This window comes from Pseudomonas sp. NPDC086251, from assembly GCF_044746405.1.
In the GTDB taxonomy this organism is placed as follows: Bacteria; Pseudomonadota; Gammaproteobacteria; order Pseudomonadales; family Pseudomonadaceae; genus Aquipseudomonas.
Genome location: NZ_JBIVBY010000016.1, coordinates 153291 through 168200, shown reverse-complemented (window position 1 = coordinate 168200; position 14910 = coordinate 153291). Strand labels below are relative to the sequence as shown.

Genomic DNA, 14910 nt, shown 5'->3' with positions numbered 1-14910 from the left:
GGGTTTCCCCATGTGAGAGTAGGTCATCGTCAAGATTAAATTCCGAAACCCCTATCTGCGAATGCAGGTAGGGGTTTTGTTTTGCCCGCAGGAAAGTGGGCTGTAAAAAAGGGACAGCCCAACGGCTATCCCTGGTTGCAGCAACATCGTTAGTGGAACTTCGGCAGAACGTGTTCAGCAATCTCTTCAATCACCTCAGCCACCGGACGCTCACTACGACGCAGGTGCAAGCCGACGTGCTGTACACCCGCCTCACGCAATGCCTGAAGTTCGTCGATTAACGCCAACCGCCCACAACTGCCGCCGAAGCGCACGCGTCGCATCGGTGCATGAGGATTGTCCGCCAGATCCAGATGAACGAAGCTGATGTAGGGTTTATCGCCACCGACCTCCCGCCACAATCCCACTCGACGCCGATGTTCGTCCGGAGTACCGGGGTAGGCGAGCCAGCCATCCATGTGTTCGCCGATCCAGGCCGGCGATTGCTGCCCAAGACCCGCCACCAATAACGGTATCGGTTGATCGCGCTCCGGAAGCAACCGAGCGCCTTCAGGCAGTCGTCCTTCGCCTTGGCTGCGCAGCAACTCGACCGTGTCGCGAAAGATCTCGCCGCGCTGATCGTAGTCGACGCCAAACAACTGATATTCCATCGGGCGGTCGCCGCTGGCCACGCCAAGGAGCAACCGGCCATCGCTCAACTCGTCGACACTGTTGGCCGCCTTCAGCGTTAACCAAGGCTGACGTAGCGGCAACACCACTGCCGCCGTACCCAGCATGATGTTGTCGGTGATCCCCGCCAGGTAGCCAAGATAAGAAAAGGTTTCGAACACCTGAGCGGCATCACCGAAGTGAGGGTCGTAGACCGGCACGTCGCGCACCCAGAGTGCGCTGAAACCTGCCTTGTCAGCCAGGCGGGCCATCGCCGCGTGCTGCTTCAGATCGGGTACACCAAATGGTCTACCCTCGGCCATCCTCAGGCGCTGGCCATCGCTGGACCAATCGTTATCCAGTGGCAGTTCCAGTCCGATGGAAAATCCATTCGAGCCAAGCAATCGTTGAAAACGTGGGTGCATGAAATACTCCAAAAAAGGCAATGACATGCACCCAGTATCTATAGGCCCTTGTGCAAGAAAAATGCATGAATGGGAATATCAATCTTGCGTAAAACGCACGATTCAGAAAAAAGGCCGACCGTCGATTTGGCCCTCAAGGACAACCGTTCGAGGAAATCGCACTAAAGTGATCGCGCTGTTTTTGGTATGGTGCAGCTCGTTTTTTAACGGACTGATTTCAAGCCCACGGATCGGTGCCCCCTTTTCAGTCAAAGAGCTGCTGCAGAAATGCCCGAACCCATACCGATCAAGGACCATGAAGTCGAGACGCGCCTGGTCAATAAAAGACTGATGGCGTGCGCGCTCTTCGTCGTCGCGATCACCTGCGCGCTGGTGGTGCGCATGTATGTCCTGCAGGTGGTCGAATTCGACTATCACTCGACGATCTCCGAAAACAACCGGGTCCACGTCCTGCCGATCACCCCAACTCGCGGTTTGATCTACGACCGCAATGGCGTGGTTCTGGCGGACAACCGGCCCAGCTTCAACCTGACGATCACCCGCGAACGCGCCTCAGATGTCAAAGAAGAGCTGGATGAGGTCGTCACTCTCCTGCATTTGCCGACTGAAGACCGTACGCTGTTCGACAAGGCAATGAAGCAGGCGCGGCATCCGTTCGTACCCGTCACCCTGTTCTATGAACTCAGCGAAGAGCAGATCGCCGTGCTCGCGGTAAACGAGTTCCGTCTGCCGGGGATCGACGTCGAGCCACAGTTCGTTCGCCACTACCCGTTGGGCGCACATTTTGCGCATTCGATCGGCTACGTCGGTCGTATCAACGAGAAAGAATCCAAAGCGCTGGATACCGTGGAATACCGAGGCACCCAATCTATCGGCAAGACCGGCATCGAGAAGTTCTACGAGTCCGAGCTACACGGCCAGGTCGGGTACGAAGAAGTCGAAACCAATGCCCAGGGCCGAGTGCTGCGAGTGCTCAAGCACACTGATCCGATCCCCGGCAAAAACATCGTCCTGAGCCTCGACGTCAAACTTCAGGAAGCCGCCGAGGAAGCCTTGGGCGATCGCCGTGGCTCGGTGGTTGCGCTCGATCCGTCGACCGGCGAAGTGCTGGCCATGGTCAGCAAACCGAGCTTCGACCCGAACCTGTTCGTCACCGGTATCAGCTTCAAGGAATACGCGGCGCTGCACGACTCCATCGACCGGCCGCTGTTCAACCGCGTCCTGCGCGGTCTCTACGCGCCGGGTTCGACCATCAAGCCGGAAGTGGCGATCGCCGGCCTCGATGCGGGCGTGGTCACCCCGCAGACCCGCGTCTTCGACCCGGGTTATTACCAACTCCCGGACTACGATCACAAATACCGCAACTGGAACCACAGCGGCGACGGTTGGGTGGACATGGACGCGGCGATCATGCGCTCCAACGACACCTACTTCTACGACCTCGCCCACAAGCTGGGCATCGATCGCTTGCACGACTACATGGCGATGTTCGGCCTCGGTGAGAAGGTCTCGCTGGACATGTTCGAAGAGTCTGCCGGCCTGATGCCCTCCCAGGCCTGGAAACGCGCTACCCGCCGTCAGGCCTGGTTCCCCGGCGAGACGGTGATCCTCGGCATCGGTCAGGGCTACATGCAGGTCACGCCGCTGCAGCTGGCCCAGGCCACGGCGCTGATTGCCAACAAAGGTGTATGGAACCGCCCGCACCTGGCCAAGACCGTCGACGGTGTAGCGCCAGTGGATGAGCATCCGATGCCGAACATCCTGTTGAAGAATCCGCATGACTGGGAACAGGTCAACCACGGCATGCAGATGGTCATGCACGACGCTCGCGGGATTGCCCGAGCGGCGGCGCAGGGGGCTCAATACCGCATCGCCGGCAAGAGTGGTACCGCGCAAGTGGTGGCGATCAAGCAGGGTGAGCGCTACAACCGGGCGAAGACCCTGGAACGTAACCGCGACAACGCCTTGTTCGTCGGTTTCGCCCCGGCTGAGCATCCGAAGATTGTCATTTCGGTGATGATCGAAAACGGCGAGGCCGGTGGTCGCGTCGCCGGTCCTGTGGTGCGGCAGATCATGGATGCCTGGTTACTCGATCAGGACGGCCACCTCAAACCGCAATACGCGACGCCCGCGAAAGCGCCCGGCGATCCTCACGTGTAATCGATCAAGGCTTCACAGCACAGGCTCACGAATACTGAGCATGTGCTGGAAGCTTTCGAGGAACACCGTCTCGGCCTGACTCATCTTCTGCTCGCGATTCCACAACAGCTGGATATCGAAATCCACCACCCCATCTTCCGGCGGCAAACGCCAAAGCAGACCTTGCTCGACATCCCTGCGCACCAAGTGTGTCGGCAAACAGCCAATACCAAACCCCGAGCAGATCAAGCGGTAAATTTCTTCGAAACTGGTCGACGACGCGACAATTTTGCCGGTGAAACCCTGCTCGTCGCGAAACAGCGTCAGCGGGGAAAGGTTGCCGCCGAGCTGGTCACTGGTGAAGCTGACAAAGTTCTCCGCAGCAAGCTGCTCCAGCGTCAGATTTTCCTGCCCGAACAAGCGGTGACGCTGCCCGCAGAAGTACGCATACCGCTCGCGAAACAGCACCCGCTGCTCCAGTCGCGGCTGCGGTAAACGACACAGGCCGACGCCAATAGTCGCGGTCTTTTGCAGCAACGAACTGATGATGTTCGAGCTGCCCATCACCTCGACTTCAAACTCGATTTTCGGGTGAGTTTCATGGAAGTCGGCAAGGAACTCGTCGTAGTGCCGCGCCTGCACGCCACTGACGGTGAGGATGCGAATCTTGCCGACCACGTCGTCGTTACGACTCTCAACCACTGTGCCCAAACGTGAAATATCACCGTAGATGTCCGCCGCGATGCGCAGGACTTCCTCTCCGGTTTCCGTCAGATCAAACCGCCGACCGCTGCGGGCAATCAACACACATTCCAACTGTTCTTCAAGGCGTTTCAGTGCCTGGCTCACGGCCGATTGCGTGATGTGCAAACGCGCGGCGGCCCGGCTCATGCTGCCTTCCTGGCCGATCACCAGATAGGTGCGCAACAGGTTCCAGTCGAGGCGGTCGTTCAGAAAGCGGCGGCCAACCCAAGGGTTAGAAGTTACCGGCATAAAGATCCCAGGTAGTAGCAGTGCTAATAGTAAAGATAAGAATATGAAAATTGACTAATCCTGGCACGGAAGCGATAAAGCTAACAAGCGCCACAGAGTGCAAACCGTAAACCGCCTTCTCAGTACCTGCCCAAAACTATAAATACACAGGGTCCTTGCATGCACACTACCCCTCAACCGCGTCGAGCCGCGGCCGCCGCCTTCATTGGCACGACCATTGAGTTCTACGATTTTTACATCTACGCCACGGCCGCGGCGCTGGTGCTAGGGCAAGTGTTCTTTCCCAGCAGCGACCCGGTGATGAGCACCCTCGCAGCGTTCGGCAGTTTCGCCGTCGGCTTCATCGCTCGCCCAATGGCCGGCATGGTATTCGGTCATCTGGGTGATCGCCTCGGCCGCAAGAAAATGCTGCTGGTGACCATGGCGCTGATGGGCCTGGCCACCGCCGGCATCGGCCTGTTGCCGAGCTATGCCAGTGTCGGCATCTGGGCCCCGGTCGGTCTGATCGTGCTGCGGTTGATCCAGGGTATTTCAGTCGGTGGCGAGTGGGGCGGGGCGGTGCTGATGGCCAGCGAGCACGCACCGGCCAAGCGCAAAACCTTCTACGCATCGTTCGCCCAACTGGGCAGCCCGGCCGGTTTGCTGTTGGCATTGATCGCCTTTCGTCTGGTGACCTCCCTTGAACCGGAAGACTTCCTCGCCTGGGGCTGGCGTCTGCCGTTTCTGGCCAGTGGTGTGCTGATGATGGTTGGCCTGATGATCCGCTCCGGCGTTCACGAGTCGCCGGAATTTGCCAAGGCGCGGGACAACAACGAGACCGCCAAATACCCGGTGAAAGATGTGATCCGCACCTGCTGGCGGCAGATCCTGTTCGCCGCCGCTGCGGTGACCATCGGTTCGGCCGGGTTCTTTTTCACCAACACCTTCATGATCACTTACGTCACCCAATATCAGGGCATCGCTCGCTCGACGATTCTCGATTGCCTGTTTCTGGTGACCGTCATTCAGTTGCTCTCGCAACCGCTCTCGGCATTGCTCGCCGAGCGCATCGGCGAAGGTCGCTTCCTCAAACTGGTCACGCTGCTGTGCATGGTCACGCCGTATCCGATGTTCCTGTTGGTAGGCACGCAGAACATCGTGCTGATGACCGTCGGCATCGCCCTCGCGGTAGTGATTCTCTCGGCGCTGTACGCGGTGATCGCCGGCTACATGACCCAGGCGTTCCCGGTGCACCTGCGCTACTCGGGCATTTCCATCGCTTACCAGTTGAGTTGTGCACTGGCCGGCGGCACCACGCCGTTGATCGGCACGCTGCTGGCGAGCAAGTTTTCCGGACAATGGTTGCCGCTGGCGGTGTTCTTCACCTTGCTCTCGGCCCTGTCCCTGATCGGTGTTTGCGGCCTGGCACGCCTGCGCGCCAACCCGGTCGTCACCCACGCTGCTAAAGAGGTGTATTCGTGAGTAAACCTGAACACATCGGCCCGGTTGAATGGCAAGCCCGTTGCGAACTGGCTGCGCTGTATCGACTGGTCGCGCACTTTCGCATGACCGACTTGATCGACACGCACATTACCCTGCGGATTCCAGGGCCGGAGCATCACTTTCTGATCAACCGCTACGGGGTGATTTTCGACCGCATGCGCGCTTCGGACCTGGTGCGTATCGATCAGGAAGGGCGAGTGGTCGATCCGGAATATGCAGGTCATCGGGTCAACGCCGCCGGCTTCGTCATTCACTCGGCGATCCACATGGCCCGCCCTGATCTGAACTGTGTGATTCACACCCACACCGCTGCCGGTATGGCGGTCGCTGCGCAGAAGCAAGGTTTACTGCCGATCACTCAGCACGCGTTGAAGTTCTACGGCAAGTTGGCGTATCACACCTATGAAGGCATCGCCCTGTCGCTGGATGAGCGCGAGCGTTTGATTGCCGACCTGGGGCCGCATCGGGCGATGATCCTGCGCAATCACGGGTTGCTGGTCGGTGGCTCGGGCGTGGCCCAGGCGTTCCAGGAAATCCACTTTCTGGAGCGTGCCTGTCAGGCGCAGGTGGCGGCGCTGGCAGGTGGTTCGGCGTTGCATTACCCGTCCCCGGAAGTCTGCGCACACACCGCCGAACAGTTTGACCGCGATGAACAGGACAACATCATCGACCTGGCCTGGGAGGCCGCTTTAACCCTGATCGAATCCCAGCGCGAGTCCTATTTATCTTGAAAACAGTCATCAACACCGTGGTCCTGCTCTCCCGCGACTCTCTGCTGCTCAAGCAACTGCAAGCCGCGTTTGCCCGCAGCGCGCCGCAGCTCACCACCGTGCTGGCGGATGATCCGCTGGCCAGGAACGCGCAGATCGCCGCATGCTGGTTTCCCTTGCCGGGCAGCCTCGCGGCGCTGCCCAACTTGCAGGTCATCCACTCAGTGGCCGCCGGCATCGATCACCTGGAACACGACCCGTCGTGCCCGGACTTGCCCGTGTGTCGGGTCGTCGACCCCGGCCACCGCCAAGGGATGACCGAGTACGTGCGCTGGGCGGTGATTCACTATCACCGCGGCTTCGATCAAGTGTTGTTACAGCAACAGAAACAGCACTGGGAGCGTCCGCTGCAACGGGCTGCGGGGCAGTTCAAGGTCGGGGTCATGGGCCTCGGGTCGTTGGGCAGCGCGATTGCCCTCGACCTGGCTGCGGCCGGGTACGACGTCCGTGGCTGGGCGCGCCGTAGCAAGGATTTAGCGGGCGTGCAGACCTTCGCCGGAGCGGAAAATCTCAACCCGTTTCTCGAAGGCCTGGAGTTGCTGATCAACTTGTTGCCACTCACCAGTGAAACCCGCGGCATCCTCGGCAGTGCAACATTCGAGCACCTCGCCAATGGCGCTGCCATCGTGAATTGCGGTCGAGGCGGGCATCTCAATATCGACGATCTGGAACAAGCACTGAACGGAGGAAAATTAAGCGGCGCGCTACTGGATGTTTTCGAACAGGAACCGCTGCCGGTCGACCATCGTCTTTGGAACATGCCTGGCGTCACTATTACCCCACACATGGCCTCGGCAGCCTCCCACGATTGTATTGCCGAACAAGTAGCGGAGAACTTCCGCCGATTGAATGCCGATGAACCGCTATTGAATTGTGCGGATAGAACACTCGGTTATTAATAAGTAAGCGCCTTGCACAGTCGCCCATTAAGTTGGGCGATCTATAACAACAAAACTCTCACCTCGAACGTTTTACTGCCAGTTAAAACAATTAAATACGAGTTCTTGATGAACTCCTGGAGACAGTAATGAGCGATCTATCGCCTGTAGAAAAGTCCGGCGCACCTCCGGAAGTTGCAATCAGCATGAAAAAAGTCGCCGTGGCCAGTGTGATCGGCACCACCGTGGAATGGTACGACCTGTTTGTGTTCGCCACAGCGTCGGCGCTGGTGTTCAACAAAGTATTCTTCCCAGATTTCGATCCGTTGATCGGTACCTTACTGGCGTTCGGTACGTTTGCTTCGGCGTACCTGGCGCGGATTGTCGGCGCGGCGCTGTTTGGTCATTTCGGTGACCGCTTGGGACGCAAGTCGATGTTGTTGGTGTCGCTGCTGACCATGGGCGCGGCCACGTTCGCCATCGGGTTATTACCCAACTATGCAGCCATTGGTATCTGGGCGCCGATCCTGTTGCTGCTACTCAGGGTGATTCAAGGCCTGGCGCTGGGCGGCGAGTGGGGCGGGGCGGTGTTGATGGCGGTGGAGCATGCGCCGGCCAATAAGCGCGGACTGTACGGTTCTTGGGTGCAGATCGGCGTGCCGGCCGGGACCATGATTGCCAACCTGGCGTTCCTGTTGATCGCGGCATGGCTGTCCCCGGAAGACCTGTTGGCGTGGGGCTGGCGTATCCCGTTCCTGGCCAGCGTGCTGTTGATCGCCGTGGGTTTGTACATCCGCTTGAACATCTCGGAAACCCCGGCCTTCAACAAGGTCAAGGAAGCCGAAGTCCAGGTCAAAATGCCGCTGGCTGAAGTCTTTCGCAAGTACTGGAAACAAGTGGTGCTGGGCGGTATTGCCACCATGTCGACCGGTGCCTCGTTCAATATCATCGTCGCGTTCGGTTTGACCTACGGCACGCAGAATCTCGGGTTCAGCCGCAGCGTGATGCTCGGCGTGGTGTTGCTGTCCTGCGCCTGGTGCATCGTCATGTTGCCGGTGTTCGGCGCGCTGTCGGACCGCTACGGACGCAAGCCGATCATCGTCGCTGGCATCGTCGCCGAAGCGTTGGTGGCGTTCCCGCTGTTCTGGTTGATGGACACCAAAGAACTGCCGCTGGTGATCTTCGGCTACTTGTTGTTGATGACCGCGTTCGCGGCCAACTACGGACCGATTGCGACCTTCCTCGCCGAACTGTTTGGCACGCGGGTGCGTTATTCCGGGTTGTCGATCAGTTACATGTTGTCCGGTCTGCTCGGCAGTGCCGCGACGCCCATCGTCACCACCGCATTACTCGCTGCGACCGGCAAAGGCTCTTCGGTGGCCTGGTACATGATCGGCGCGGCGCTGATTTCGCTGGTGGCGTTGTTGCTGCTGACCGAGACCTTCAAGCGAGACATCAGCGAAATCCCGACCGCAGTGCCGGCCGCTGATCCCATCCTCGGAAAATCCATCAAATCGGCCGCTGCCTGATAAACGGAGTTCACCAAAATGCGCAGAATTCAATCGGCCCCGGGCTTCATCGGCCCGGTCGGCCCTTACTCCCAAGCGGTGGTCAGCGGTCATCTGGTGTTCACCGCCGGGCAGATTCCGGCCCAGAGCAATCTCGATGACCAGCCCGCTCATTTCACCGAACAAGTGCGGCAAACCTTGCGCAACCTGGAGGCGATCCTGATTGAAGCCGGGTCCGATTTCAGCCACGTGATCAAGGTCAACGCCTACCTCACCGATCCGGCGCAACTGGAGCCGTTCAATGCGGTGTATCGCGAGTTTCTCGGCCATGCGCCGCCGGCGCGAACCACAGTGTGTGTAGCGCTGTGGGGCGTGTCACTGGAAATCGATTGTGTGGCCGAACTGATCGCCAAGGAGCCGCAACATGCATGAGTCGCAGCTGATCGAGCAGCTCAACGCAGTGAGTTTTCCAACCTTGGGGCATTTTCTCGAGGAGGGCTTTGCCGACTCGCAGCTTAGAGCCATGGTGCCCAGTGTGAAAATCGTCGGCCGCGCGCTGACCCTGAAACTGGTCGGCGCCGATGCCATCGCCGTCAACCAAGCGTTGGCGCTGATAAAACCGGGCGATGTATTGGTCATCGACACCGACGGTGATTGGCAACATGCCCCGGTCGGCGCCGTCACCAGTTGCGCCGCGAGTTGTGCCGGTGCGGTGGGCATTGTCGTCGACGGCGTAGTCACCGATCTGCTGGAGCTGCGTGAGGCCGGGTTACCCGTCTTCGCCCGCGGCACCAGTCTGCTGACCACCAAGCTGCATGGCCGTGGCGACAGCCAGATCAATCAGCCGATTCAGTGTGCCGGCGTCACGGTGCGCCCCGGGGATCTGGTGCTGGCGGACGACAACGGCGTGCTGTTTCTCGACCCGGTCACCGCGCAAAACGTCATTGAGCGCGCGCTGGCATCGGACCGCGCCGAGCCACGCTTACTTGAACGTTTACGCGCCGGGGAGCCGGTGGCGCAGGTATTGAACGTTTAGTCCGTCAGCCGTTGTTGCAGACTTTCAAGGAAGATCGTCTCGGCCCGGCTCATGCGCTGCTCGCGGTTCCACAGCAAATGAATGTCGACATCGGCAATCCCTTCGTGGGGCGGCAGGCGCCAGAGCAAACCCGCTTCGACGTCCGCCGCCACCACGTGTTCGGGTAAACAGCCAATGCCGAACCCGGCGATCACCAGTCGCCGGACTTCTTCCAGGCTCGGTGACGAGGCAACGATCCGTCCGCTGAAACCCTGCTGGTCACGAAAAATCGTCAGCGGCGAGAGCATGCCGCCAATCTGGTCGCTGGTGAAACTGACGAAATTCTCGCGCTGCAAATCCCCTTCGACCACGTTCTGCCGGCCGAACATTGCATGGTGCTTGCCGCAGAAAAACGCATAGCGCTGACGCAGGAACAGCCGCTGTTCCAGACGCGGCTGCGGGCGGCGATTGAGGCTCAGGCCGAGGGTCGCGGTCTTTTCCTGCAAGGCGCTGACGATGTCGGAACTGCGCATCACATCCACTTCCAGATCCACGCGCGGATGCTGCCGATGGAAGTCCGCGAGGAAGTCATCGAAGCGGTCCGAGAAAATCCGGCTGATGATCAACAGCCGAACCTTGCCGATCACTTCGTCGGCGGGCTGCTCCAGCACGCTGCTGACCTGAGACATCTGCCCGTAAATTTCCCCGGCCAGTTCGAAAATCTGTTCGCCGACTTCGGTCAGGGCAAACCGTGGCCCGCGACGGGCGATCAGTTGCCGGCCCAGTTGCTCCTCCAGACGCTTTAACGCCTGGCTCACCGCCGGTTGTGTCAGGTGCAGGCGCGCGGCGGCACGGCTGATGCTCAGCTCCTGGCCGATCACCCGAAAGGTGCGCAGCAGGTTCCAGTCCAGGCGGTCGTTGAGCAGGCGTTGCACATCGCGTTCGGCCATGGCGACTCCCGATTATAAGGTGGCGTAATACTTCGCATAATAAATAGAAAATTGACTAATCATAGCCCCGGGACGAAAAATCACTCCCAAGACAGGCGCCACCAGAGTGCCTCGGATTTGCTGTTTCTCTCCTGCCAAAAAAATAAACAAAGGAGCCCGACCCATGAAGCCTCAAGCTTCGTCCCAGCCGCGCCGTGCGGCAGCCGCCGCCTTCATCGGCACCATGATCGAGTGGTACGACTTTTACATCTACGCCACCGCCGCCGCGCTGGTGTTCGGCGCGCTGTTCTTCCCCTCCGACGACAAACTGTTCAGCACCATGGCTGCGTTCGGCACCTTCGCCGTGGGCTTCTTTGCGCGGCCGTTGGGCGGGATTATCTTCGGCCATATCGGCGACCGGATCGGGCGCAAGAAGTCGCTGATCATCACCTTGCTGATGATGGGCGTGGTCACGGTGTGCATCGGCTTGCTGCCGACTTACGCACAAATCGGCGCAGCGGCGCCGGTGCTGCTGATTCTGCTGCGCATCGTCCAGGGCATTGCCGTCGGTGGCGAGTGGGGCGGGGCGGTGTTGATGGCGGGCGAGCATGCGCCGAAAGGTCGACGCAATTTCTTCGCTTCCTTTGCGCAACTGGGCAGTCCGGCCGGTTTGATCCTGTCGTTGCTGGCGTTCAGCGCGGTCACGCGTTTGCCGGAAGAAGACTTGATGAGCTGGGGCTGGCGCCTGCCGTTCCTCGCCAGTTCGTTGTTGCTGCTGGTGGGCCTGGCGATTCGATTGGGCGTGAATGAGTCGCCGGAATTCCTCGCCAGCCGCGAACTGGCCAGCAAAAGCACACGCAAGGAGCAGGCGCCAGTGATGGAAGTCCTGCGTACCGCGTGGCGTCCGCTGCTGCTGTGCATCGGCGCCAACACCCTCGGGATTGCCGGGGTGTATTTCACCAACACCTTCATGATCGCCTACACCACTCAGCAACTCGAACTGCCGCGCTCGCTGATCCTTGAGTGCCTGTTTGTGGTGGCGATCATCCAGTTCTGCATCCAGCCGCTGGCGGCGTGGGTCGCCGAGAAAATCGGCGCGACGCGTTTCCTGTGCCTGGTGTCGCTGCTGGCGATGGCCTCGCCGTACCCGATGTTCGTGCTGGTCAGCTCCGCCCAGGCGCCGCTGATCATCCTCGGCATCGCCCTGGCGGTGGTGTGCATGGCCTCGTTCTACGCGGTGATCGCCGGCTACGTCAGCGGCATGTTCGAGACCCGCGTGCGCTACACCGCGATCTCTCTGGCTTATCAAATTTGCGGTGCCCTGGCCGGTGGCCTGACGCCGTTGATCGGCACGATGCTGGCGCACAAATACGCCGGTCAATGGTGGCCGATGGCGGTGTTCTACAGCCTGATTGCCGCGACGTCGCTGATCTGTGTCCTGTCCCTTGCCCGTCGCCATGCCCGCGCTGAGCGCATCGAATTGGCCAACGCTTAATCCCCGTTTTCCAGGAGTAACTTATGTTGAAGATTAATGGTGAACGCCTGTGGGCGAGTCTGATGGCCATGGCCGAAATCGGCGCGACGGCACGCGGCGGTAGCTGCCGCCTGGCCCTGAGTGATGAAGACCAGGCCGGTCGTGAACTGTTTTCCCACTGGTGCCGCGAAGCCGGCATGACCCTGAGCGTGGACGCCATCGGCAACCTGTTCGCCCGCCGTGCTGGCACCGATCCCGATGCCGCGCCGGTGATGATGGGCAGCCACCTCGACACGCAACCCGAAGGCGGGCGTTTTGACGGTGTGTACGGCGTACTCGCCGGTCTGGAAGTGGTGCGTTGCCTGAACGATCTGGGCATCCAGACCCGCAAGCCGCTGGAAGTCGCGGTATGGACCAACGAAGAAGGCGCGCGTTTTACCCCGGCGATGATCGGCTCGGCGGTGTTCACCGGGATCATGCCACTGGACGCGGCGCTGGCGGTGCGCGACATCGATGGCATCAGCGTTGCCGAGGCGTTGCAGCGCACCGGTTATGCCGGCGAGCGGCCGTTGGGCGGCGCGGTGGACGCGTACTTTGAAGCGCACATCGAACAGGGTCCGATTCTCGAAGACAACGCCAAAAGCATCGGCGTGGTCAGCGGTGGCCAGGCGATTCGCTGGCTCGACGTGCGGGTCGAAGGCATGGCGGCGCACGCCGGCACCACGCCGATGCCGTTGCGTAAGGACGCCTTGTACGGCGTGGCGCGGATGATTCAGGCGATCGAAGGGCTGGCCACTGATTTCGCTCCCGAAGGCCTGACCACAGTGGGCGAGTTGAGCATCAACAAGTCATCGCGCAACACCATTCCGGGTTTGGTGAATTTCACCGTCGACCTGCGTCACCACCGTGACGAAGCCATTGATGCGATGGAGCAGCAGGTGCGTGCACGCCTCCAGGCGATTGCCGACGGTCGCGGCTTGAACGTGACGATCACTGCGCACTGGATCAGCCCGGCGACGCCGTTCGATGTCGATTGCGTGGCGGCGGTGCAGCAGGCGGTCGACGGGCTGGGCTACGCTCAGCAATCGATTGTCAGCGGTGCCGGGCATGACGCGATTCACCTGGCGCGGTTCTGCCCGACGGCCATGGTGTTCATCCCATGCGTCGGCGGTTTGAGCCATAACGAAGCCGAAGATGTGCTGCCTGAAGACGTGCGTCAGGGCACTGATGTGCTGCTCAACGCCGTGCTGTCCCGCGCCGGCCAAGTCGAATAAACACAATCCCTGTAGGAGCGAGGCTTGCCCGCGAAGGCGTCAGCACATTCAGCATCGACGTTGCCTGACACACCGCCTTCGCGGGCAAGCCTCGCTCCTACAGGCGTACCAAGATCAACTGACAGGTGTTTACCCCATGCGCAGTTTTTTCCATCCTGAACAATTGCTCCACCATCCACGCAGCTACTACTCCCGTGGGCAGATGCGCACGCCGCAGGAAGTGCCGGAGCGCGCGCAGCGCCTGGTGCAGGCGTCGCACTCATTGGGTTTTACCGTTGAGCAACCGACCGATGCCGGGCTTGAGCCGTTGCTGGCGGTCCATGGTGCGCCGTATCTGGCATTCCTTGAGGAAGCACATCAGCGCTGGAAGGAAATCCCCGAGGATTGGGGCGACGAAGTGATGTCGAACATCTTCGTCCGCGAGCCCAACGCCTTGCGCGGGATTCTCGCCCAGGCCGCACGCTACCTGGCGGACGGCAGTTGCCCGGTGGGCGAACAGACCTGGCGCTCGGCCTATTGGTCGGCGCAAAGCGCAATTGCCGGGGCCCAGGCGTTGCTCGATGGCGAGCCGGCCGCATATGCCTTGTGCCGTCCACCGGGGCACCACGCCCGGGCCGAAGCGGCGGGTGGTTTCTGTTATGTGAACAACGCGGCGGTGGCGGCGCAGGTGTTGCGCGGCGGGTTTGCGCGTGTCGCGGTGCTCGATACCGACATGCACCATGGGCAGGGAATTCAGGAGATTTTTTACGACCGCGATGACGTGCTGTATGTCTCGGTGCATGGCGACCCGACCAATTTCTATCCGGGGGTGGCCGGGTTTGCCGAAGAGCGTGGGGTCGGGAAGGGCGAGGGCTTCAACCTCAACTTGCCGATGGCGCACGGTGCGAGCGAGTCGGATTTCCTTGGTCAACTGGATGTCGCGTTGGTGGCGGTGCAGGATTTCGGCGCCGAGGTGTTGGTGCTGTCATTGGGGTTCGATATTTTCGAGCTGGACCCGCAAAGCAAAGTGGCGGTGACGCGGGACGGGTTTGCGCGGCTGGGCGAGCGGATTCGCAGTTTGGGGTTGCCGTGTCTGATCGTGCAGGAGGGCGGGTATCACCTGGAGAGCCTGGAGGATAATGCCCGGGCGTTTTTTGTGAATGCCGAGGTGTGGCAACTCTGAGATGTGGGGTGTCCGGAAGGCCGCCTTCGCGGGCAAGCCTCGCACCTACAAGGGCAGGGGTGGGCGAAAATCCACGGTTCGCCCCGATCCCTGTAGGAGCGAGGCTTGCCCGCGAAGAACGATCACCCGGTCCACCTGACAGAACACAAGCGCTCTACGGCACTTGCCATCCCCCTGACGTTAACGTAAAGATTGCGCCAGGGCGCTGATTTT

Annotated in this window: 13 protein-coding genes; 10 read left to right on the top strand and 3 right to left on the bottom strand. The window is 60.5% G+C overall.

Translation table 11 applies throughout. The annotated features are described in order from the left end of the window. Window positions 1-149 precede the first annotated feature (149 nt). On the bottom strand, window positions 150-1073 hold the full coding sequence (locus ACIPL2_RS20005; protein WP_401358806.1) for a TIGR03571 family LLM class oxidoreductase: 924 nt from the start codon (window positions 1071-1073) through the stop codon (window positions 150-152). Between the two features lie 267 nt (window positions 1074-1340). Here ACIPL2_RS20005 and mrdA point away from each other — a divergent pair, with 267 nt between their 5' ends. Next, the gene (gene mrdA, locus ACIPL2_RS20000; RefSeq protein ID WP_401358804.1) at window positions 1341-3233 is read left to right on the top strand and encodes a penicillin-binding protein 2; all 1893 of its coding nucleotides are present in this window, start codon (window positions 1341-1343) and stop codon (window positions 3231-3233) included. A 12-nt stretch (window positions 3234-3245) separates the two neighbouring features. Here mrdA and ACIPL2_RS19995 read toward each other — a convergent pair whose 3' ends face one another. Then, window positions 3246-4205: a LysR family transcriptional regulator gene (locus ACIPL2_RS19995; protein WP_401358803.1), complete on the bottom strand. Its 960-nt coding sequence runs from the start codon at window positions 4203-4205 to the stop codon at window positions 3246-3248. Between the two features lie 159 nt (window positions 4206-4364). Between ACIPL2_RS19995 and ACIPL2_RS19990 the strand changes: the two genes are divergently transcribed. The 6 genes from ACIPL2_RS19990 to ACIPL2_RS19965 all read left to right on the top strand — a co-directional run bounded on the left by ACIPL2_RS19990 (window position 4365) and on the right by ACIPL2_RS19965 (window position 9879). After that, window positions 4365-5666 (top strand): MFS transporter, encoded by a 1302-nt coding sequence (locus tag ACIPL2_RS19990; RefSeq protein WP_401358801.1) that lies wholly within the window; start codon window positions 4365-4367, stop codon window positions 5664-5666. Beyond that, on the top strand, window positions 5663-6418 hold the full coding sequence (locus ACIPL2_RS19985; RefSeq protein ID WP_401358799.1) for a class II aldolase/adducin family protein: 756 nt from the start codon (window positions 5663-5665) through the stop codon (window positions 6416-6418). Before ACIPL2_RS19990 ends, ACIPL2_RS19985 begins: the two co-directional genes overlap by 4 nt. Further along, window positions 6415-7356 (top strand): 2-hydroxyacid dehydrogenase, encoded by a 942-nt coding sequence (locus tag ACIPL2_RS19980; protein ID WP_401358797.1) that lies wholly within the window; start codon window positions 6415-6417, stop codon window positions 7354-7356. The genes ACIPL2_RS19985 and ACIPL2_RS19980 overlap by 4 nt, the downstream gene beginning before the upstream one ends. Window positions 7357-7484: 128 nt before the next feature. After that, on the top strand, window positions 7485-8864 hold the full coding sequence (locus ACIPL2_RS19975; protein WP_401358796.1) for an MFS transporter: 1380 nt from the start codon (window positions 7485-7487) through the stop codon (window positions 8862-8864). Between the two features lie 18 nt (window positions 8865-8882). Continuing rightward, window positions 8883-9275 (top strand): RidA family protein, encoded by a 393-nt coding sequence (locus ACIPL2_RS19970; protein ID WP_401358794.1) that lies wholly within the window; start codon window positions 8883-8885, stop codon window positions 9273-9275. After that, entirely contained in the window at window positions 9268-9879 is a 612-nt protein-coding gene (locus tag ACIPL2_RS19965) for an RraA family protein (protein WP_401358793.1), read from the top strand. Before ACIPL2_RS19970 ends, ACIPL2_RS19965 begins: the two co-directional genes overlap by 8 nt. Here ACIPL2_RS19965 and ACIPL2_RS19960 read toward each other — a convergent pair. Next, window positions 9876-10808 (bottom strand): LysR family transcriptional regulator, encoded by a 933-nt coding sequence (locus ACIPL2_RS19960; protein ID WP_401358791.1) that lies wholly within the window; start codon window positions 10806-10808, stop codon window positions 9876-9878. The two genes, ACIPL2_RS19965 and ACIPL2_RS19960, sit on opposite strands and share 4 nt — an antisense overlap. 163 nt (window positions 10809-10971) lie before the next feature. Here ACIPL2_RS19960 and ACIPL2_RS19955 point away from each other — a divergent pair, with 163 nt between their 5' ends. The 3 genes from ACIPL2_RS19955 (at window position 10972) to ACIPL2_RS19945 (ending at window position 14697) form a co-directional block, all read left to right on the top strand. Beyond that, window positions 10972-12282: an MFS transporter gene (locus tag ACIPL2_RS19955; RefSeq protein ID WP_401358789.1), complete on the top strand. Its 1311-nt coding sequence runs from the start codon at window positions 10972-10974 to the stop codon at window positions 12280-12282. Between the two features lie 23 nt (window positions 12283-12305). Beyond that, window positions 12306-13535, top strand: a complete 1230-nt coding sequence (locus ACIPL2_RS19950) for a Zn-dependent hydrolase (RefSeq protein ID WP_401358787.1) — start codon at window positions 12306-12308, stop codon at window positions 13533-13535. A gap of 136 nt (window positions 13536-13671) precedes the next feature. Continuing rightward, window positions 13672-14697, top strand: coding sequence for a histone deacetylase family protein (locus ACIPL2_RS19945; RefSeq protein WP_401358786.1), 1026 nt, complete (start codon window positions 13672-13674; stop codon window positions 14695-14697). Window positions 14698-14910 lie beyond the last annotated feature (213 nt).

Coding starts and splice junctions, on each gene's coding strand:
- mrdA (WP_401358804.1), top strand. CDS start 1,341: ATGCCCGAACCCATACCGATCAAGGACCATGAAGTCGAGACGCGCCTG.
- ACIPL2_RS20005 (WP_401358806.1), bottom strand. CDS start 1,073: ATGCACCCACGTTTTCAACGATTGCTTGGCTCGAATGGATTTTCCATC.
- ACIPL2_RS19950 (WP_401358787.1), top strand. CDS start 12,306: ATGTTGAAGATTAATGGTGAACGCCTGTGGGCGAGTCTGATGGCCATG.
- ACIPL2_RS19945 (WP_401358786.1), top strand. CDS start 13,672: ATGCGCAGTTTTTTCCATCCTGAACAATTGCTCCACCATCCACGCAGC.
- ACIPL2_RS19995 (WP_401358803.1), bottom strand. CDS start 4,205: ATGCCGGTAACTTCTAACCCTTGGGTTGGCCGCCGCTTTCTGAACGAC.
- ACIPL2_RS19970 (WP_401358794.1), top strand. CDS start 8,883: ATGCGCAGAATTCAATCGGCCCCGGGCTTCATCGGCCCGGTCGGCCCT.
- ACIPL2_RS19955 (WP_401358789.1), top strand. CDS start 10,972: ATGAAGCCTCAAGCTTCGTCCCAGCCGCGCCGTGCGGCAGCCGCCGCC.
- ACIPL2_RS19960 (WP_401358791.1), bottom strand. CDS start 10,808: ATGGCCGAACGCGATGTGCAACGCCTGCTCAACGACCGCCTGGACTGG.
- ACIPL2_RS19975 (WP_401358796.1), top strand. CDS start 7,485: ATGAGCGATCTATCGCCTGTAGAAAAGTCCGGCGCACCTCCGGAAGTT.
- ACIPL2_RS19990 (WP_401358801.1), top strand. CDS start 4,365: ATGCACACTACCCCTCAACCGCGTCGAGCCGCGGCCGCCGCCTTCATT.
- ACIPL2_RS19965 (WP_401358793.1), top strand. CDS start 9,268: ATGCATGAGTCGCAGCTGATCGAGCAGCTCAACGCAGTGAGTTTTCCA.